Annotated in this window: 14 protein-coding genes and 1 pseudogene; 10 read left to right on the top strand and 5 right to left on the bottom strand. The window is 71.1% G+C overall.

Translation table 11 applies throughout. The features are described 5' to 3' along the window. Positions 1–16: 16 nt before the first annotated feature. Together AC068Z_RS05450 and AC068Z_RS05445 are read right to left on the bottom strand one after the other, a co-directional pair. Positions 17–856, bottom strand: a complete 840-nt coding sequence (locus tag AC068Z_RS05450; protein ID WP_478552562.1) for an NAD(P)H-binding protein — start codon at positions 854–856, stop codon at positions 17–19. Further along, positions 853–1,269 (bottom strand): annotated as a pseudogene (locus AC068Z_RS05445) (nuclear transport factor 2 family protein). The gene AC068Z_RS05450 and the pseudogene AC068Z_RS05445 overlap by 4 nt, the downstream one beginning before the upstream one ends. 169 nt (positions 1,270–1,438) lie before the next feature. Between AC068Z_RS05445 and AC068Z_RS05440 the strand changes: the two are divergent. Further along, a complete protein-coding gene (locus AC068Z_RS05440; RefSeq protein ID WP_478552560.1) occupies positions 1,439–2,017 on the top strand; it encodes a TetR/AcrR family transcriptional regulator in 579 nt (192 codons plus the stop codon). A gap of 12 nt (positions 2,018–2,029) precedes the next feature. On the opposite strand, the gene AC068Z_RS05435 is transcribed toward AC068Z_RS05440, so the two are convergent. Continuing rightward, on the bottom strand, positions 2,030–3,019 hold the full coding sequence (locus AC068Z_RS05435) for a helix-turn-helix domain-containing protein (protein ID WP_478552558.1): 990 nt from the start codon (positions 3,017–3,019) through the stop codon (positions 2,030–2,032). 512 nt (positions 3,020–3,531) lie between these two features. On the opposite strand from AC068Z_RS05435, the gene AC068Z_RS05430 reads away from it, so the two are divergent. The 8 genes from AC068Z_RS05430 (at position 3,532) to AC068Z_RS05395 (ending at position 15,274) form a co-directional block, all read left to right on the top strand. Further along, positions 3,532–4,356: an alpha/beta fold hydrolase gene (locus AC068Z_RS05430; RefSeq protein ID WP_478552556.1), complete on the top strand. Its 825-nt coding sequence runs from the start codon at positions 3,532–3,534 to the stop codon at positions 4,354–4,356. A gap of 17 nt (positions 4,357–4,373) precedes the next feature. After that, positions 4,374–5,198 carry an alpha/beta fold hydrolase gene (locus AC068Z_RS05425; RefSeq protein ID WP_478552554.1) on the top strand — a complete coding sequence of 275 codons (825 nt, stop codon included), beginning with the start codon at positions 4,374–4,376 and terminating at the stop codon, positions 5,196–5,198. A gap of 16 nt (positions 5,199–5,214) precedes the next feature. Then, positions 5,215–6,012, top strand: coding sequence for an alpha/beta hydrolase (locus AC068Z_RS05420; protein ID WP_478552552.1), 798 nt, complete (start codon positions 5,215–5,217; stop codon positions 6,010–6,012). A gap of 55 nt (positions 6,013–6,067) precedes the next feature. Beyond that, positions 6,068–6,859 carry an MBL fold metallo-hydrolase gene (locus tag AC068Z_RS05415; protein WP_478552550.1) on the top strand — a complete coding sequence of 264 codons (792 nt, stop codon included), beginning with the start codon at positions 6,068–6,070 and terminating at the stop codon, positions 6,857–6,859. A 285-nt stretch (positions 6,860–7,144) separates the two neighbouring features. Continuing rightward, positions 7,145–8,188, top strand: a complete 1,044-nt coding sequence (locus AC068Z_RS05410; protein WP_478552548.1) for an alpha/beta fold hydrolase — start codon at positions 7,145–7,147, stop codon at positions 8,186–8,188. Beyond that, entirely contained in the window at positions 8,185–10,113 is a 1,929-nt protein-coding gene (locus AC068Z_RS05405) for a VMAP-C domain-containing protein (protein ID WP_478552546.1), read from the top strand. The genes AC068Z_RS05410 and AC068Z_RS05405 overlap by 4 nt, the downstream gene beginning before the upstream one ends. A 26-nt stretch (positions 10,114–10,139) precedes the next feature. Next, positions 10,140–11,192 carry an AAA family ATPase gene (locus tag AC068Z_RS05400; protein WP_478552544.1) on the top strand — a complete coding sequence of 351 codons (1,053 nt, stop codon included), beginning with the start codon at positions 10,140–10,142 and terminating at the stop codon, positions 11,190–11,192. Continuing rightward, a complete protein-coding gene (locus tag AC068Z_RS05395; RefSeq protein ID WP_478552542.1) occupies positions 11,189–15,274 on the top strand; it encodes an SAV_2336 N-terminal domain-related protein in 4,086 nt (1,361 codons plus the stop codon). The genes AC068Z_RS05400 and AC068Z_RS05395 overlap by 4 nt, the downstream gene beginning before the upstream one ends. 40 nt (positions 15,275–15,314) lie before the next feature. Here the strand turns inward: AC068Z_RS05395 and AC068Z_RS05390 are convergent, their stop codons facing one another. Together AC068Z_RS05390 and AC068Z_RS05385 are read right to left on the bottom strand one after the other, a co-directional pair. After that, positions 15,315–16,967, bottom strand: a complete 1,653-nt coding sequence (locus tag AC068Z_RS05390; protein WP_478552540.1) for an amidohydrolase — start codon at positions 16,965–16,967, stop codon at positions 15,315–15,317. Between the two features lie 23 nt (positions 16,968–16,990). After that, complete coding sequence (locus AC068Z_RS05385) at positions 16,991–17,626, bottom strand: TetR/AcrR family transcriptional regulator (protein WP_478552539.1); 636 nt, start codon at positions 17,624–17,626, stop codon at positions 16,991–16,993. Positions 17,627–17,698: 72 nt separating this feature from the next. Here AC068Z_RS05385 and AC068Z_RS05380 point away from each other — a divergent pair, with 72 nt between their 5' ends. Beyond that, entirely contained in the window at positions 17,699–19,120 is a 1,422-nt protein-coding gene (locus AC068Z_RS05380; protein WP_478552537.1) for a purine-cytosine permease family protein, read from the top strand. Positions 19,121–19,261: the final 141 nt, after the last annotated feature.

Below are 19,261 nucleotides of genomic sequence, written 5' to 3'. Positions count from 1 at the left end.
CGCCGCCGTCCGGCGTCTACCGCCCCACCACCCGCAGCTCCCGTTCGGCCACCGTCCGGAAGCTGTTCGGCGGTCGGCCGGTGAGGCGCTGGACGGTGTCGGTGGTCCGGTCCTCGGCTCCGTCGGCGATGGCCCGGTCCATCCCGGCCAGCACGGCGGCGAACTCCGGCGGCATGGTGGCGGCCAGCCGGTCCCGCATTTCCTCGTACGTCAGCCGCTGGTGGACCACCCTGCAGCCGGTGACGTCCGTGACGACCGCGGCGATGTCGTCGTAGCCGAGGGTCTCGGGTCCGGTGAGCACCAGGTCGGTGTCGGGCGAGCGGTCGTCCGTGAGGGCGCTGGCGGCCACGGCGGCGATGTCGTCGGCGTCGACGAATCCGACCCGGCCGGTCCCGGTCGCGGTGCGGATGACGCCGTCCGCGCGGATGCTGTCGGCGTGCATGTGCGCGCCGGTGAAGTTCTGCATGAACCAGGAGGGGCGGAGCACCGCCCACTCGTCGAAGAGGCCGGGCAGGGCCCGGTGCACCGCTCCGACGCCGGGGCCCCCTGCGGGGATGGCGGAGGAGGAGAGCAGCACGGCGCGTCGTGCACCCGCGGCGCGGGCCCGGTGCAGGAACGGCAGCATGACGGCGGCCGGGTCAGGGTCGCCGACCGGCGGGACGAGGTAGAGGCGTTCGGCTCCGGCGAGGGCGTCCGCGTGGGTGGTGGGGTCGTACCAGTCGAAGCGGACCGGCCGCGTGCCCGGGAGCGGTGTGGCGCGACGGCTCGCGGCGCGGACGGGGTGCCCGGCGGCGGCCAGTGCCGCGGTGGTTCGGCTGCCGGTGGTGCCGGTTGCTCCGGTGACCAGGGTGATCATCGGGCGGTGTCCCCCGCGAAGGCGAGGCCGGGCTGGACGGCGAGCGGGTTCCAGTAGTCGCGGTAGGAGGTGAAGCGTCCGTCCTGCACGGTCACCACGGCGATGTAGGTCATATCGAACGGGGCTCCGGTCTCGACCAGGCGGCCCACGCCGCGCATCTCGACCACGACGGTGTCGGGATCGGCGGTCTGATGGATCCTCAGGTCGGGGAACGCGTGCAGGTCGATGTGGTCGGGGTAGTCCCGCATGTACGCGGCCACGGCGGCCCGGCCCTCCAGTCGCGTCGGCCAGCCCGGCGGAGCGAAGGGGAACTCCATGACACCGTCCTCGGCCCACAGGGCGACTCAGGCGGGGATGTCCTTGGCGAGGAGCAGGCGCAGGCTGTCGCGGTAGAGAGCCTCTCCTGAGGTCATGGGAGTCCTCCGTCGAGTACGATACGGACCCGTGGTCCGTTTCGCTCGACAATACGGACCGCCGGTCCGGATCACAAGGGACCCACGGGACCATGGGACCAAGGGAGCTTGGAACCACGGGAGCTTGGAACCAAGGAAGCTTGGGACCAAGGGGGCAAGGGAGGCACGCATGACCGAGCGCAGACCGCGCAAGGACGCGACGCGCAACAGGGCGGCCGTGTTCGCGGCGGCGGACGCGCTCTTCGCCGGCGCCGAAAGCCCCGAGAGCATCACCATGGCCGACATCGCCGCAGCGGCCGGCGTCGGCAAGGCGACCCTCTTCCGCGCCTTCGGCGACCGCACCGGGCTGATCCGGGCGCTGTACGAGGCCCGGCTGGAGCCGGTCCTCCGTTCCGTCATGGAAGGCCCGCCGCCGCTGGGCCCCGACACCCCGCCCGGGGAGCGCGTCCCGGCACTGCTCGACGCGGTTCTCTGCTTCAAGCTCGACAACCGCCACCTCGCGCTGGCCCTGGAGGACACCGGGGCGGCCAGCCCGTATCGGGCGGAGCACTACGAGCGCTGGCACACCCTGCTGCGGGACCTGCTCGAACGGATCCCGGGCCCGGGCGACTCCGGCTTCACCGCGCACGCGCTCCTGGCCGCCACCCGGGCCGACCTCGTCGCTCACCTCGCCACGGACAACAGTCGCGAGCGACTCCGTTCCCAGCTGGCGGACTTCACCGCCGCGGTCCTCGGCACGCGCGTCTGACCCGCGTCCAGGTCACCCCCCGTCCTCGGAGGAGAGGGCCACGCCGTCGCGGGCGAGGCTCCGCCACTGGCTGGGCGTGACGCCGTACGCCTGCCGGAAGCGGCGGGAGAAGTGGGCGGGGTTGCCGAAGCCCCAGGTACGGGCGACGGCCTCGATGGTGCGCGGGGCCTGGTCCGTCGCGGCCAGTTCGCCGCGGGCACCTTCGAGCCGGCGCCGGATGATCCACTGCTCGAGACTGACCCCGCCCTCCTCGCAGAGCCGGTACAGAGTCCGTACGGAGATGCCGTGCACCCAGGCCACGCGCCGCGCGGTGAGGTCGGGCTCCGTCAAGTGGGCCTGGACATAGGCCAGTAAGCGGGCGAGCAGGGTTTCATGGGCCACTTCGCGCCGGGTGCTCCCGGTACCGGCGACGGACACGATCAGTGCCCGGGTCAGCTGAACGGTGGCGGCGGCGAGAGCGTCGGCCTCGGGCCCGGTGCCGATCCGGTCGGCGATCCGGTGCAGCTCGCGGATGTGCCGTACCAGCAAGGACTCGATCGGGCTGTGCTGGAGCAGCGGAACCGCCGCGCGCACCATGTCGACCGGTAGCGCGACATGGGCGATGTCCACGCTGAAGGCGACGGAGCGGCCGCGGCCCGACCAGCCGTACTCGTGGGAGGCCACCATGTGCGGCACCAGCCCCACGCTCCCGGGGAAGAGGTGCCGCTGGTAACCGTCGCAGCCGAAGCTGCCCGTGCCGTGCCCTTCGAGCTGCATCATGATCGACACGTTGTTCGCCAGTTCCCGGCGGGTCTTGCGGTAGGAGCGCAGGAACCGTACGCCCGTGCCCTGGGTGTCGAAGAGGGTGAGCGGGCCGAAGGTCCAGACTTCGAGCCTCTTCCACATGCTGGCCGCCGGCTCGGCCTCCTCGACCGAGGAGATTCCGCCCTCCTGGGCCACCGCCGCGTGCAGCGCCGCGAACCGGTCGGTGGAGGGCAGGGCGTCGGTGTCAAGAACCAGCACGGCGCCTCCCAGGCCAAGGAGCGGCCCTGACGCCGCTGCTTCCCGAGCGGCAGTGTCCGCTCCGCCCGTCGTCCTCGGCAAACGTGTGTGCACCGGACACCTGGTTCGACCGCACTCCGGCCTCTCCTGTCACGGCGGTGTGGAGGGGCCTGGCACTCAGGGGCAAGGCTCTGGCACACAGGGAACGAACGGCGTCGCCGGCCCGTGCGATGCTCCTCGCGAAGTCGCTTCATGACGGCTGGTCACGGCGAGGGCCGATCTGCACCGATACGGTCCTTGCGTGCCTTCTGCACGGCCGAGGAGTGGAACGCGTGCGTCTGGCAGGCCGATCCGCCCAGCGCGGACTCGTCGTCGGGAGGTCGGTGCGGGCTTCCGGAACACCTTGCGCAGGCTCGCCCGCGCCCTGCGCGCCTGACCCGGGGTCAGAAGCAAGTGCTCCACGTGGTGCGCCCGTCCTCCCCCGCCGACATCGATCGATTCCCCGACAACCCCCTGCGACCGGGAGTGATCCCATGCCATTCGTCACCACCGACGACGGAACCCGGATCCACTACAAGGACTGGGGTACGGGCCGGCCGGTCGTGCTCAGTCACGGCTGGCCGCTGAACGCCGACAGCTGGGAGGCCCAGCAACTGTTCCTGGCCACCCACGGCTACCGTGCCATCGCCCACGACCGGCGCGGCCACGGCCGTTCCGACCAGCCGTGGCACGGCAACGAGATGAACACCTACGCCGACGACCTCGCCGCCCTCGTCGACACGCTCGACCTGCGGGACGTCACCCTCGTCGGCTTCTCCACCGGCGGCGGCGAGGTGGCCCGCCACGTCGGACGGCACGGCACCGCCCGGGTCGCCCAGCTCGTCCTGGTCTCCGCCGTGCCGCCGTTCATGCTCAGGACCGACGACAATCCGGGCGGTGTCCCGGGCGAGGTGTTCGACGCCATCCGCGCAGGTTCCCTCGCCGACCGCTCCCAGCAGTACCGCGACCTGGCCGACGGGCCGTTCTTCGGCAACAACCGGCCCGGCGCCGAGGTCTCCCAGGGCGTCCGGGACGCGTTCTGGCGCCAGGGCCTCCAGGCCGGTCACCGCGGTGCCTACGAATGCGTGGCCGCGTTCTCCGCGACCGACTTCCGCGCGGACCTGGACGCCGTCGACGTGCCCACGCTCGTCATCCACGGAGACGACGACCAGGTCGTCCCCATCGAGGTGGGCGGCCGTGCGTCGGCGGCCCGGATCAAGAACGCGACGCTGAAGGTCTACCCGGGCGCCCCGCACGGGATCACCGACACGCACAAGGACCAGCTCAGCGCCGACCTGCTCGACTTCCTCGACTCCTGACCCGTAAAGGACCCCGCATGACTTCCGAACGTCACCCCCGCCGGCGCGTCCTCGGCGGAATGCTCGCGGCGGGCAGCGCCCTCACCCTCGGCACCGCCGCCCCGGCCTCGGCGCACTCCGGCGGCACCAGACCGACCGTCGTACTCGTCCACGGGGTGTTCGCCGACGCCTCCGGCTGGAGCGCCGTCACCGCCCGGCTGCTGGACGCCGGCTTCCCGGTCATCGCCCCGGCCAACCCGCTGCGGGACCTCGCCGGTGACGCGGCCTACGTCCGCAGCGTCGTGGACACCCTCCCCGGGCCCGTCATCCTCGTCGGCCACTCCTACGGCGGCGAGGTCATCACCAACGCCGGACGCGACCACGAGAAGGTCAAGGCCCTCGTCTACGTCGCCGCCTTCGCGCCCGACGAGGGCGAGAGCGCCCTCCAACTGGCCGGCATGTTCCCCGGCAGCCGGCTGGAACCCGCCCTCGTCGGACGGCCGTACCCCATCCCCGGCGCGGAGAAGCCCGGCCTGGACGGCTACATCGACCCCGCGAAGTTCCACGACGTCTTCGCCCAGGACCTGCCGCGCGCGCAGACCCGTGTCATGGCCACAGCCCAGCGCCCCGGCAGTGTCGGCGGCCTGGGCGGGGCGAGCGGTGTACCGGCATGGCGGACCGTACCCTCCTGGTATGTCGTCGCGACCGCGGACCGGGTCATCCCGCCGGCCGCGCAGCGCTTCATGGCCGAGCGCGCCGGGAGCACGGTGGTCGAGGCCAAGGGCGCCTCGCACGTCGTGATGATGTCCCGCCCGGACTGCGTCGTGCGGCACATCGAGGCCGCGTACCGGGCCACCCGCTGACCATCGAGGAGGGTCCATGACCACGCCGGACACCATCGTCCTGATCCACGGCTTCTGGGTGACCCCGAGGAGCTGGGAGCACTGGATCGCCCACTACGAGAAGCGCGGCTTCCGCGTCCTCGCCCCCGCCTACCCGGGCTTCGAGGCGGAGGTCGAGTCCCTCAACGCCGACACCACACCCATCGAGAAGGTCACCGTCGCGCAGATCGTCGAGAGCCTGGAGACCCTGATCCGCGGCCTGGACAAGCCGCCCGTCCTGATCGGCCACTCCGCCGGCGGCGTGTTCGTGCAGCTGCTCCTGGACCGCGGCCACGGCGCGGCCGGCGTGGCGATCAACTCCGCGCCCACGGAGGGCGTCGCCGTGCTCCCGCTGACCCAGATCAAGTCGGCCTTCCCGGTGCTGAAGAACCCCGCCAACCGCCACCGCGCGGTCGGCCTGACCTTCGACCAGTGGCACTACGCCTTCACCAACACCTTCCCGGAGTCCGAGTCCAGGGCCCTGTACGAGCGGTACGCCATCCCCGCCTCCGGTGCCATCTTCTGGGACAGCGCCCTGGCCACCCTGCGCCCCGGCCACCAGAGCACGTACGTCGACTACCACAACGACGCGCGGGCCCCCTTGCTCTTCATCTCGGGCGAGAAGGACCATCTGATGCCGCCCAAGGTGCAGCAGTCCAACGCCCGGCACTACAAGTCGGACACCGTCACCGAGGTCAAGGAGTTCCCGGGCATGCCGCATCTGCTGCCCGCCGCCCCCGGCTGGGAGGAGGTCGCCGACCACGCCCTCGACTGGGCGCTCTCGCAGGCCCGGTGACCGCTGATCCGGGGCGGCGCACCGGCCGCCCCGGCCCCCGGGAAGGAATCCGCGCATGTCCGAGGTCCGCGTCACCCACATCGGCGGCCCGACCACACTGATCGAGGCGGCCGGATGGCGGCTGCTGACGGACCCGACCTTCGACCCACCGGGCCGCCGCTACTCCTTCGGCTGGGGCACCTCCTCGCGCAAGACGGCGGGCCCCGCCCTCGACCCGGCCGAACTCCCGCCCCTGGACGCCGTACTGCTCACCCACGACCACCACGCCGACAACCTGGACACGACCGGACGGTCCCTGCTGCCCTCCGCCGGTCTCGTCCTCACCACACCCGCGGGCGCCCGCCGCCTCGGCGGCAACGCCCGAGGCCTCGCGCCCTGGGCGACCTGGCGGCTGGAGCGGCCCGACCGCCCGACGATCGAGGTCACCGCCACTCCCGCCCGGCACGGCCCGCCCCTGTCCCATCCGATCGTCGGCGACGTCACGGGCTTCGCCCTGCGCTGGGAGGGCCAGCGGCACGGAGCGCTGTGGATCTCCGGGGACACGGTCCTGTACGCCGGCGTGCGCGAGGTGGCCCGCCGCGTGGACGTGGGCACCGCGCTGCTGCACTTGGGCGGGGTGCGCTTCCCCGTGTCCGGCCCGCTCCGCTACACCCTGACGACACGGCGAGCGGTGGAACTGTGCTCACTCCTGCGCCCGCACACCGCCCTGCCCGTCCACTACGAAGGCTGGTCCCACTTCCACGAGGGACGGCGCAAGGCGGAGTCCGAGCTGGCGAAGGCCCCCACCGGCATCCGCGACCGCTTCCGCTGGCTCCCGGTCGGTTCCGCGCTGGAGATCACGGTCTGACGTCACCGCGGGGCTGATGCCGCCGAAACCGGTCACCGAAGGACAACGCAGAGCGCCTCCCTCCGCGTATGCCGACGCACTATTCTCCTACCGCACAGGCAAGTTGGGGGCGGGGGACGCATGAGGTTCGTCTTTGTTCACGGGACCGGGGTCCGTCGGGAGCGGTTCGACGAGCTGTTCCGGTCGGTCGCGGCGGGATTGCGCAAACACTTTCACGGGGCCGAGGTCGAACCCTGCTACTGGGGGGACGAGTTCGGGGCCGCGCTCAGTGCCGGTGGTGCGTCCGTGCCCGGGTTGCGGCCGGTGGTGGCCGCGGAGATCGAGGACGACCCGGGAACCGCCGAGTGGCTGTTGCTGCTGACCGATCCGTTCTGCGAGCTCAGGGTGCTGGCCGAACTGGGCAGCGAGGGCGGCGAAACCGGGTTCGGGCTGCCCGGTGTGCAATCGGCCGGCGAGGCGGCCGGGGACCGACTCCGCGAGCTGCCGCGCAGCCTGGACTCGGACGACCAACTCGCCGTACTCCTGCGGGAGACGGGGCTGATCGACAGCTATCGGTACGCCCTGGACGTCGTATCGGACTCCGACGAGTTCCGTGACGCGTGCCTCGCCGCCGACGACGACGCGACCGCCGCCGAACTCGTGCTCCTCACCAGCCGAGCCGTCGTCGCCGTCCTGCTCGCCGAGGCCCAGGACACCGCTCTGTGCACCGGTGACGAGCGGGACCGGATCGTGGACGTGCTCAGCGAACGGCTGGGAGGCACCGCACGCGGGGTCCTGATGCGGACGGCCGGGGTGCTCCTCAAGCTGGGGCAGCGGCTGATGACGCAGTCCCTCATCGACCGTAAGCGGGGCGAGGTCACCTCCGACAAGGCCTCGGAGGTCGGCGACATCCTGCGCTACCAGGCGCGCGGCGGGCATCTGCGCGCCCACCTGGAGCAACTGATCGGCAGCAGCCCGGAGCCGCCGGTCGTCATCGGCCACAGCCTCGGCGGCATCGCCCTCGTGGACACCCTGGCGCTGGCCGCACAGCGCCAGCCCGCCCTTCCGGTACGCCTGTTGGTGACCGTCGGCTCCCAGGCCCCGTTCCTGCACGAGCTGGGCGCCCTCGCCGGTCTGGAGCCGGGTGCCGCGCTGCCGTCCGGCTTCCCCGACTGGCTCAACATCTACGACCGCAGGGACCTGCTCTCCTACCTCGCCGAACCGGTCTTCCCGAAGGACGCCCGCGTCACCGACCACGAGGTACGCAGCCGCCAGCCCTTCCCCGTCTCGCACAGCGCCTACTGGCGGCTCGACCCGGTCTTCGACCGGATCGCGGAGGCGCTGCGGTGACAGGCACGTCCGCCGCCCTCGAACTGTCGATCCCACCGGAGCGGGCCTTCGCACTCGTCGTCGGTATCGAGTCCTACGACATCGGCTCCCGTGTGGACCTGTCCGGGCCGGCCCGTGATGCCGTGCGCTTCGCCGAGTGGCTCACCGGCACCGTCGCCGTGCCCGAGTCCAACTTACGGCTTCTGCTGTCGCCGCTGCCCAGGAACCAGGCGCGCGTGGAAGCCGCCCCGGCCACCCAGGCGAACGTGGAGGATGCGCTCTTCAAGGACCTGCCCCAGCGCGACGGAGACCTGCTGTGGATCTACTGGGCCGGGCACGGCTACCTCGACGACCGCCAGCAGTTGCTCCTGCCCTACGCCGACGCGACCGCCGCTCACACCATCCACCTCAATCTGACCTCCGCGCTGCATTGGTGGCGGTCGACCAAGCTGAGCGGCAGGCGCTTCGGCCGCGTCATCACTGTCGGCGACACTTGCCGGATCGACCAGAAGATGCACGCGGGCCTGGGATTCCCCGACATCACGTACGCGACCGGGCTTCCCACACCCGAGCGCCGGCAGTTCACGTTGTACGCGGCGCGGCCCGGGGAGTCGGCGATGAACCGGGCGGGGCGGGAGGACGGCCAGTTCACGGACACTTTGCTCCAGCGCCTGGCGGACCGGACGCATCAGGAAGCCGTCGGAGATCTGGTCGGTGTCGCCCGCGCAGTGCAGGGGGACTTCACCCAGCTGAAGGCGGACGGCGAGGCCTGGCAGGAGCCGGTGTTCGAGATCGCCAAGGGCTGGGACGACTCCGACGTCCACGGTGACCGCTGGACGGAGGACGGCAGGGCATCGGGGCCGACCGGTGCGCCCGCTCTCGACCCCGTGGCCTGGTCGGAGCTCGGGGACTTGCTGTCCGGCCGGGAGGTACCACCGTATGCTTACGAGGCGTACCGTTGGGCCTTCGACGTGGCGGGGTGCGCCCCGCCCGCCGAACACGGTCTTCCGTCGACACACCTGACGGAGATCGTGCGAGACCTCGACAGCCGCCAGGGAACAGGCCGTGCCGTCCCACTCGCCCTGCCGTTCGTACGGCACTTGGCGTCCAGGGCTGAGTGCGCGGACTGGGCCGTCGCCGCGAACGACTGGGTGGACCGCACTCGCGAACGGCTCGGCGCCGATGCCGTGCCTCCCCCTCCCGCGCCGGCCTCGGAGCCTCTCGCGCTGCATGTACGCCTGACACCCGAGGAAGAAGACACCTTCTGGCTCCAACTGTGGTCGTTCCAGGGAGACTTTGAGAACGTGGGCGACTTCGAACAGCCCATGGCCCTGACCGCGGTGCGCACCAGGCTCGGCGAGCATCTCCTGGCCAACGCTTCCGGCACGCTGGGGCGCATCGAGTTCCACGTCCCTTACGAGCTGCTCGATGAGCCGTTTGAGAACTGGCTGGTGCCCACCGGCAACCGTCTCCACCCCGCCGCGCCCCTCGGTCGACGATACGAGGTCGCGCTGCGCTGCCCCGACGAACGCGAGGGACAGGCGGAGTCGAAGTGGCGGGACAAGTGGCAGTGGTACGAGACCCACGGGGGCCTGCAGTCGAAGGCCGTCCGCCACGTCCGGGACCACGAGGTCTCCGGCGACCTGGTCGATCACTTGCTCGTGGACCCCTGGCCCGTCTGTGTGCTGGCCGACGTGGCCGAGCCCCTCGTCATGGACGCCTTGGGCGCGGTGCTCGCCGGCGGCATACCCATCGCCGTCTGGCGCCGCCCCTCCCCGGCCACGGGCCATTGTCTGCGTACGGAAGTGGGGGCGCCGCCCCGGACGCAGCTCGACGTGGAGAAGCTGCCCGACCTGCTCAAGCGCGCCCGTGTCCTGCATCGCCCGCTCGCCCTGCTGTGGGACGACCCGCGACGGATACCGGTGCGGCGGTCACTGTCCTCATGAATCACCCAGCGCAGAGAGGAATCGGGATGGACACCGCCAAGGACTGGTGGATCTACCGGGGTTCGGGGCCGGTCGGGCGGAAGCACGCTCTGCTGGACGAACACGAGCCGCCGTGGCGGGAGTTCAAGGGCGAACCGGACCCCGAGTACACCCCGCCGACCACTTCCGGGCCCGCCTGGGAGGAGACCTACGAGCGCGGGAACGGTTACGTGCCGGACCAGGCGGAGATCGACGCCGTCAACACGGCTCTGTATCTGCGCCGTCCGCTGCTCGTGACGGGCAAGCCGGGGGTCGGGAAGTCGACGCTGGCCCACAGCATCGCCGCCGACCTGGAACTAGGTCCCGTGCTGCACTGGCCGGTGACGAGCCGGAGTTCACTGCGGGACGGGCTCTACCAGTACGACGCCATCGGCCGCCTGCACGACGCGAACCTGCGGCACCTGGAGATGAGGCGGAGCACACCGGGCCCGAGGCGTGCGTCGGGCAGCGCCATCGCGCCGTATCTGCGCCTCGGACCGCTCGGCACGGCGCTGCTGCCGCAGGAGCGACCGCGTGTCCTGCTGGTCGACGAGATCGACAAGAGCGACATCGACCTGCCCGGTGACCTGCTGACCGTGTTCGAGGAGGGCTCCTTCGAGATCCCCGAGCTGGCGCGGATCGCGGCACGGCAGCCATGCGTGAAGGTGGGCACCCAGGACGATCCCGAACTGCGGGTCGGTATCGAGCGCGGGCGGGTCCAGTGCCGGGCCTTCCCCGTCGTCGTACTGACCAGCAACGGCGAGCGCGACTTCCCGCCCCCCTTCCTGCGCCGCTGCATCCGCCTGCATGTCGAGCCGCCGAGCGAGGAGAAGCTGACGCAGATCGTCCGCAAGCGCCTGAAGCTCGACGAGACGACCGGCGAGGACCGCTACCGGGACCTGATCAGCGACTTCCTGGCCCGCCGCACGGAGGGCGACCTGGCCACCGACCAGCTCCTCAACGCCGTCCAACTCCGGCTGAGCGGCGCCTGGTCCGGCCCGGACGAGCGGACGACGTTCCTGGACACCGTGCTGCAACGGCTGACGGGCCCGATGGCGTGATCGAGGAGCTGTTCCGCGCTCTGGAGGAGTCCGGCGCGAACGCCGGGCCCGAGGAGCTCGCGGACGTCCTCTGGCTGGCGGCACGGATCGGCGCCGCCACCGAGGGCGCTGCCGTACCCGATCTGCCGGAGCCCGGCGAGGAGCCGCAGGAGGCACCGCTTCCGGAGCCTTCGCCGACCGGCCAGGGCGGTGCGGGCTCGGAACAGACGGAGGAGTTCTACAACGCCGGAGACGCCACCGACGCGCCCGCCCCGGCCCGGCAGCGGGTCGATCTCGTACGGGTCCGGCGCGCCGCGTCCGTCAGGGAACCGCTGGCCTTGATGCGGGCGCTGCGACCGCTGGGCCGAAGCACGGGCAGAGCGAAGGACCGCAACGGCCCCTGGCTCGAACTCGACGAGGAACTCACGGTCCACCGAACCGTCGAGCAACGGCTGCCGATCCCGGTCCTCCGCCCTCGGCGGGGCCGCTGGCTCGACCTCGCACTCGTCGTGGACGCCCACCACTCGATGCTGCTGTGGCACGACCTGGTGGCGGAGCTGCGGCGGGTGTTCGTGCAGACGGGCATCTTCCGTGACGTACGCACGTGGTACCTGCGGGGTACGGGCGCACAGGAACCCCTTTGCGTGGCCCGCACCCCGGAGGGCGGACCACGCAGCGTGCAGGAGGTGTCGGACCCGTCGGGCCATCGCCTGGTACTGGTGATCACGGACACGGTGGCGGGTGGCTGGGCCGGGGCGGAGGTCGCGCAGATGCTGCGGCAGTGGACGGGCCACGGTCCGGTGGCGCTGCTGAACGTGCTGCCGCGCCGGTTGTGGGACCGGGGTGCGGTGCGTCCGCGCTCCGTGGCGGTCCGCTCGGTGGGCCCTGCCTCGCCCAACACGTCCTGGCGTCAAGGCCCGGCCAGGCGGACCCGACGCCTACGGCGGCCCGCCGCGCCGGAGGGCATCACGATTCCCGTGGTGGAGGCGACGGCCGATTCCGTCTCGGCACTGGCGAAGCTGGTGGCGGGGAACGGTCAGTGGATGCGGGTGCCGTGCCTGACGGTGCCGCGCGCCCCGACGGAGGTGCCGGCGGTCGGTCCAGAGGACGCCGGCTCACTCGAAGTGGACGAGATCCTAAGGCGATTCAGAGCCGGCGCGTCGCCGCTCGCCCAACGGCTCGCCGGGTACCTGTCCGCCGTACCACTGAGCCTGCCGGTGATGAACCTGGTCCGCCAGATCATGCTGCCCGAGGCGGATCACGGGCATCTGGCGGAGGTCGCCCTGGGCGGGCTGTTCGTTCCGTGGGGACGGGAACACACGACGGACCCGGACCAGGTGCCGTTCGCCTTTCTGCCTGGGGTCGGCGAGGCACTGCTGGGTGGGCAGCGGCGGGATGCGATTACCTCGGTTCAGCAAGTGGTGCGGCGGGCAATGGGGGCGGGGGTCAGTGAACTCGGCGCCGCCAGTGGAAGGGACTTTCTGGCGGGGCGCGGTACCGGGGAGGTGGGCGGGGAGCGAGGGCTCGCGCCGGATGCTGAGCCGTTCGCGGCGCGGGCAGGTGCGAGTACGGGGGACGCTGTCGAGGCCGGGGACTCGGGCGTGGCGACGCAGGGCGAAGGACCGCGCGTCTCTGCTTCACTTCCACCGCTTCAGCCCATGCCTGAGCTGGCCTACCGCTACGTGGACGAGCGACTTCGGGAGGTGATGACGCGGGCGCAACAAGGGCGCGGGGAATTCGTGCTGTTGGTGGGTGAGCCCGGAGTGGGGAAGACCCTGGCGATGGGCCGGGCTGTGGCCGAGCTGCCGGACGACTGGTCCTGGTGGGCTCCGACGGAGGACGAACTCCTCGGGGACTCGGGGCAGGTCCGGCCGCGCACTGCGGTGGTCATGGCCGGCTTCCGCTCCTTCTCGTTGGCACTCGTGCTCTCAAAGCTCCGCGAGCTGGTGAGGGATGTCGACCGGGGCCCCATCCTGGTCCTTGGCGAGATGAGAACGGATGACCTGGCCGCGATCACGGCGGACGATTCAGCCGAGGCCCGAGCCCTCGGCGAAGTGCTCGGCAGCATCACTCTCGTGCGGGTCTACTCGATGGACACCGAAGCCGAGGTGATGAGGCGTGTCCACGAAGCGCCGGAGCCCGCAAGGACCATGCTTCGCGCTGCGCTGGACATCCGGCGTCTGGGGCACGGTCCCGCACTGTCCCGGGCGCTGCTGGAGGCAGCGACGATTGCCTACTTCCACCCCGGCCTCCGGGAAGCCCAGCAACGCAACTGGTTCTCGTACTCCTTGCACTACGCGCGTGAGATGGTTGCGGAGGGTCTCTCGATCATGAGCGTGGCGGCGCGCGATCCTGATCATTTTCATCTCAGCCGATTCGTGGAGTGGGCGGACCGCCAGGAGGTTTCGCGCATCGACCCGCCCGACGAACTCTGGGCGGTCCTGGCGCGCCTCGCTGACCCGCAGTCACTGGAGCCCCTCGCCCTGTCCGCGCGTGAGAGAGGACTCGACGAGGCGTCCCGCCTCCTCGAGAGTGCCTCGGTATTCCACCGCGGCTCGCCCGACCGATCCGAATTCGTCCGGCGGCTGGCCAGAGATGCCGAACGACGACTGGTCAGGATTCAGCACGGATCAGGCCAGTTGGGAACAGGAGTCCTTCTGTCGGGCGGGCAGGTAGTAATGGATCAGCCCAATGTCCTGGATCCGGACGGCTCCGCTCTTCTACGCATCGAGTCGGCTCCCTGGGCGGCGTCCCCCCGCTCGTGGTTGGCGCGGAAGCGGGATCCGGACGAGGAGTCGCGCCTCACCTTCCTGTCGCCGGTGGAACTCGAAAGAGTTCCGGACCTGCCTCCTCTGACAACCGCAGCCATGCCGGAGGTCGGCGCTTGGGTTCTCGTTGTCGCCCTCCCGCCCGCTGACCTCCCCTCGCATACTCCGACACTGCTGCGTTGTCGCGTCACAGCAGTCCAGCGCGACGACTATCTGCTGAGACCGGACTCGGCATCTCTGCCCACATCCGGGGCGGCAGTGGTCGACCTGCACGGCACCGTGATCGGACTGGTGTCACACACCTCAGTACACAGAGGCACTCTTGTCGCCACCCGCCTCCAGGTCCCAACAGCCATGCGGAAGCCGTCGCGCGCAGCGGAGCCCTCGTCGAATCCCGCACTGCTCGACCCCGCGCACTCACATGCCGTAGTCCTCAGCGTGCAACACTACGAGAACCTCCAGGATCTGCCCGGCGCCACCAGGGCAGCAAACCTCCTTGTGCGCGCCTTGGCGCCGAGGGGAGACGACAAAGTCTTCGATGCCGGCAATGTCTCAGGCATCACCACCGACCGCCTTTACCCGGAGTTCGTCCGCCACACACTGCGCACCGCGGCACGGCAGGCCGAACACACTCTCTTCGTGTACTACACAGGCCACGTACTCGAAACACCCCACGACGCTTTCCTGACCTTTCCGCATACCAGTGACCGGCGTCCCGACGAAACCGCACTCTCCGTCAGGTGGCTCAATTCACTGCTTGAGGACAGCCCGGCTCGGTTCAAGGTCCTCGTCCTCGACACCGACGCCAGACACACGGAGCGAATCGGGTCGTGGCTCTCAGCGCACGGGACACCGGAGGGCAACTGGACACTGCTGGCCTCGCAATGGCAGCAGACCGCGCCACACGCCTTCACCCACGTCCTCGCCTCGGTACTCACCGACGGAATCCCCGGTGGCCCGGAATTCCTGACCCTTTCCGACATTCATTTCCACATCCGCAAGAGCGAGACCATGAGGGACGTGTTCTTCTCCGGTCGCATGGGCTCCAGGACCTCCGAGCTCTGCCTGAGAAACCCCGCCCTCGTACCGCCGGCCGCCCCCCAGCGGCCGGGCAACGGCACGGTCAAATGGTTCAACAAGGAGAAAGGCTTCGGCTTCATCGCCCTGGACAACGGGCCGGACGTGTTCGTCCACTACAGCGTGATCGACGTACCGGGCTTCCGCTCACTGGAGGTAGGTCAGCGCGTCCAACTCCGTTTCAGCCAGGGCTCAAAGGGCCCACAGGCAGAGTACGTCCGGCCCATCCCCTCCGAGCCAGAACACTCACGGCGCTGATCGCTCCTGCTCTGCGCGGCATGCGGCTCAAACGGCTGGTTCAGACGTCAGCGGCCCGATGAGCAACCGCCCCGTCCACCACCGTCAACACCACCGGAAGATCCGCCAGTTCCGTCGCATCCGTGGTCAGCGGATCGTCCGCGAAGACCGTCAAGTCGGCCCGATGGCCCACCCGGAGGCGTCCGGACTCGTGCTCCTCCCCCGCCGCGTAGGCCGCGTTCACCGTCATTCCCTGTAGCGCTTCCAGGGCCGTGAGCGCCTGTTCCGGGCCGTGCGGTGGGCGGGTCAGGTCTCGGGTGGGGCGGCGGTGGCGGGCGCCGGCCATCACGCCGAGCGGCGGGTAGGGGGCGATCGGCCAGTCGGAGCCGAGGACCACCACGGCGCCGGAGTCGTGCAGATCCCGGCAGCGCCAGGCTCGGGACGCTCGGGTCTCTCCCAGGCGCCGGGACCAGTTGTCGGTGTGGTCGGCCCGGGTGAAGTCGCAGCAGTGGGTGGGCTGCATGGAGGCGACGACCCCGAGTTCGGCGAACCGGGCCAGCGTGTCGTCGGGCACCGTCTCGATGTGCTCGATCCGGTGCCGTACGGGCCGGTGCAATACGCCGGACGACCCGGTGGCCTCTCCCTCGGCCCGCGCCTTCGCCACCGCGTCCAGCACATGCCGTACGGCCGCGTCACCGATGGCGTGTGTCGCCACCGGCACTCCGGCGCGGTGGAGTTGGCCCACCACCCGCGTGTACTCCTCGGGGTCCGGCCAGAAGGCGCTGCGCGACTCGCCGTGGCAGTCCGGCTGTTCCAGCCAGGCGGTGCCGTTGTCGATCGTGCCGTCCATGAAGATCTTCACGCCGGCGGTCCGCCACAGCCGCCCGCCCGCGCCCTGTCCCGCGATGAGCGCGCGCACACCCTCGGCGTCGGTGCCGGGCTGGCACCACGGGGCGACGCGCAGCCGCAGCGGCAACTGACCTGCCGCGTCCAGTTCGCCGTAGAAGGCCAGGCTGTCGCCGTTCGCGTCCATCACGTGGCCGCCGGTCAGGCCCGCCGCGGCCATGGCCCGCAGCACGGCGGCGAGCCGGGCGCGACGCTCCTCACGGGTGGGCTGCGGGGCGACGCGCTCCACCAGCTCGCAGGCCGCGTCCTCGAGAAGCAGTCCGGTCGGGCGGCCGTCGGCGTCGCACACCACCTCGGCGGTGGCCTGGTCGAAGGAGCGCGGCCCGTCGACGCCCGCGAGCTCCAGCGCGCGCCGGCTGGCCAGCATGGAGTGCGCGTCGAAGAGCAGCAGCAGGGCGGGTATGCCGTCGAGTACGGCATCGAAGGGGGCGGTCTCGACGGGGCTCCCGGCGAAGACGTTGGGGTCCAGGCCCCAGGCGTGCAGCCAGGCGCCGGGGGCGAGTTCGCGCACCGCGCCGGCGAGGGCCTCGCGTACCTGCGGCACGTCGGTGCAGCCGGACAGGTCCAGGCCGTGGGTGAGTTCGGCGCCGGAGACGGGGTGGAGGTGGCCGTCGACCAGGCCGGGGGTGACGACGGCGCCCCTGAGGTCGATCACCGTGGTGGCGGGGTCCGCGAGCGCGCGGATCTCCCGGTCGTCCCCCAGCGCGGTGATACGGCCGTCGGCGGCGGCGAGCGCGGTGTGCGGCAGGAGCCGGCCGGTTGCCGGGTCGAGCAGCCGGGCCGACAGCAGGACGAGGGTGGTGCGCACGCGGAACTCTCCTTGGGAAGGGGTCAGCTGGGAGTCAATGTGCCGGGCGGCAGGCCGAGTTCGCGTTCGGCGGTGAGGGCGGGCATGAGCCGGATCTCCGGCGGGTCGTCGTCGGTGTCGGCGCTGTTGACGAGCATGCCGAGGCCGTCGAGGACGACCAGGATCCGGATGGCCGCCAGCATCGGGTCGTCGGTGCGGAACTCGCCCCGCGCGACGCCCTCGCTGATGACCGACTCGAGCCGGTCCCGCCAGGCGGCCTCCTGGACCGCCACCCGGTCGCGCAGGGTCGGCCGGTAGCGGCTGAGGTGCCGGGCGTTCAGCCAGAGGCGGCTGATGTCGTCGTACGACGCTCCGCCGCCCGTCCGGGTGAAGAACCGCGCCAGCAGTTCGGTGGGCGTGGCTTCGGCGCGGTCGGGCGGGAGGAGTTCGTCGAGTTCGGATCCGGCCGCGGTGCCGTAGGCCTCGGCGACCAGGTCGTCGACGGCCGGGAAGTAGTGGCTGATCAGTCCGGGGCGGACATCGAGCTCCTCGGCGATCCGCCGCAGGGTGATGCACTCCAGCCCTTCGGCGAGGGCCACGGAAGCGGCGGCGGCAACGATTTCCGCACGTCTCTCCCCCGGAGGCTTGCGGATTCGCTTGTTCGGGACGCTTGACGGCATGGAATCGATGCTATTGAGTGTGCGACCAATAAGCAAGCAGGTGGGTACAGGTACCAGCACCGGAGGGGCCGCATGGCGTCCACGATCGACGACCCTCAGCACAACGCCGCCGTCGCGGCGGACCGGGCCGAGGGGGCGGGCCGTATCGAGGCTCATGGCATCGACGTCATCCCCGACGCCGAACGCCGTGGCCGACCGCGGCAGTTGTTCTCCGTCTGGGCCGCGGCGAACGTCAACTATCTGAGCCTCGTCATCGGCGGCGCGCTGATCCTCATGGGCGTCACCCTCTGGCAGGCGCTGGCCGTGATCGTGGTGGGCAATCTCTTCTGGCTGCTCACCGGGCTGCTGTCCATACCCGGCCCCGCCGCGGGCGCGCCGAGCGAGGTGATCACCCGCGCGATGTTCGGTGTGCGCGGCAACCGCGTGAACAACGCGGTCATGGGCTGGATGATCTCCGTCTGCTACTTCGCCCTCAACCTCGCCGCCGCCTCGACGGCCGCCTTCGCCCTGGTCGAACTGGCGGGGGTCACCGCGACCACACCCGTCCAGGTGGTCGTCGTCCTGGTGGTCGCCGCGCTGACCCTGACCATCGGCGTGTACGGCCACGCCCTGATCATGAAGCTGTATCTGCCGATCACCCTGGCGCTGACCGCGGTGTTCGCCGTCGTCGCGATCGGCGTGTTCCGGCACGCGGACTTCTCCTACACCCCGGCCGAACCGCTCACCGGCCTCGACCTGTGGGCAGTGCTCCTCGCCGGAGTGACGCTGATCGGCGCCGGGCCGCTGTCGTACACCACCAGCGCCGACTTCTCCCGCTACCTGCCCCGGACGACCCCCGCGAAGGCGGTCGTCGGCTGGACCTTCCTCGGTGGCTTCCTGCCCAGTGTCGTGGTCTGCTCCCTGGGCGCCTTCGCCGCGACCGCGGTCGACATGACGGACCCCCAGTCCGGGCTCCAGGGGATTCTGCCGGGCTGGTTCGACCCCGTCTTCCTGCTCGCCCTGGTCCTCGGCACCATCGCCATCAACGCCCTGACCGCCTACAGCGCGGGCCTCGCCCTCCAGGCCGTCGGCATCCGCATCCGCCGCTCGCTCAGCGTCCTCGCCGACGGCACCGTGGCGGTCGCGCTCACCCTGTACGGGCTGCTCGTCTCCGACTTCCTCGACACCGTCAGCAACGTCCTCCAGCTCACCGTGGTCCTCCTCGGCCCCGCCGTCGCCCTCTTCGCCACCGACATCGCCCTGCGGCGCAACCGCTACGACGGCCCCGCCCTCACCGACGAGAGCCGGAACAGCCCCTTCTGGTACACGGGCGGCGTCCACCTGCCCGGAGCGGCGGCCCTCGCGGCGGGCGTCACGGCGGCGGCCCTGTGCGTGAACACCGCCTACACCGGCCCGGTCGCCGAGGCCCTGGGCGGCCTGGATCTGGCGCTGCCGGTGGGGATGGTGGTGTCGGCGGGGCTGTACGCGGTGCTGGGGCGGCGCACACTCCGGTGACCGGTACGCGGTGCTGGAGCGCGCACGGCTCGCTGACCGAGACGTGGTGCTGAGATGGGGCGCACGCGGTGCTCGGGCAGCGCGGACCCCGCTGACCAGCACACCAAGCCCTGCGGCACACCCCCTCCGCCCGGCGCCCCG

The organism is Streptomyces sp. NPDC043726 (genome assembly GCF_056436565.1).
This window is presented reverse-complemented; position numbering and strand designations above follow the sequence as displayed.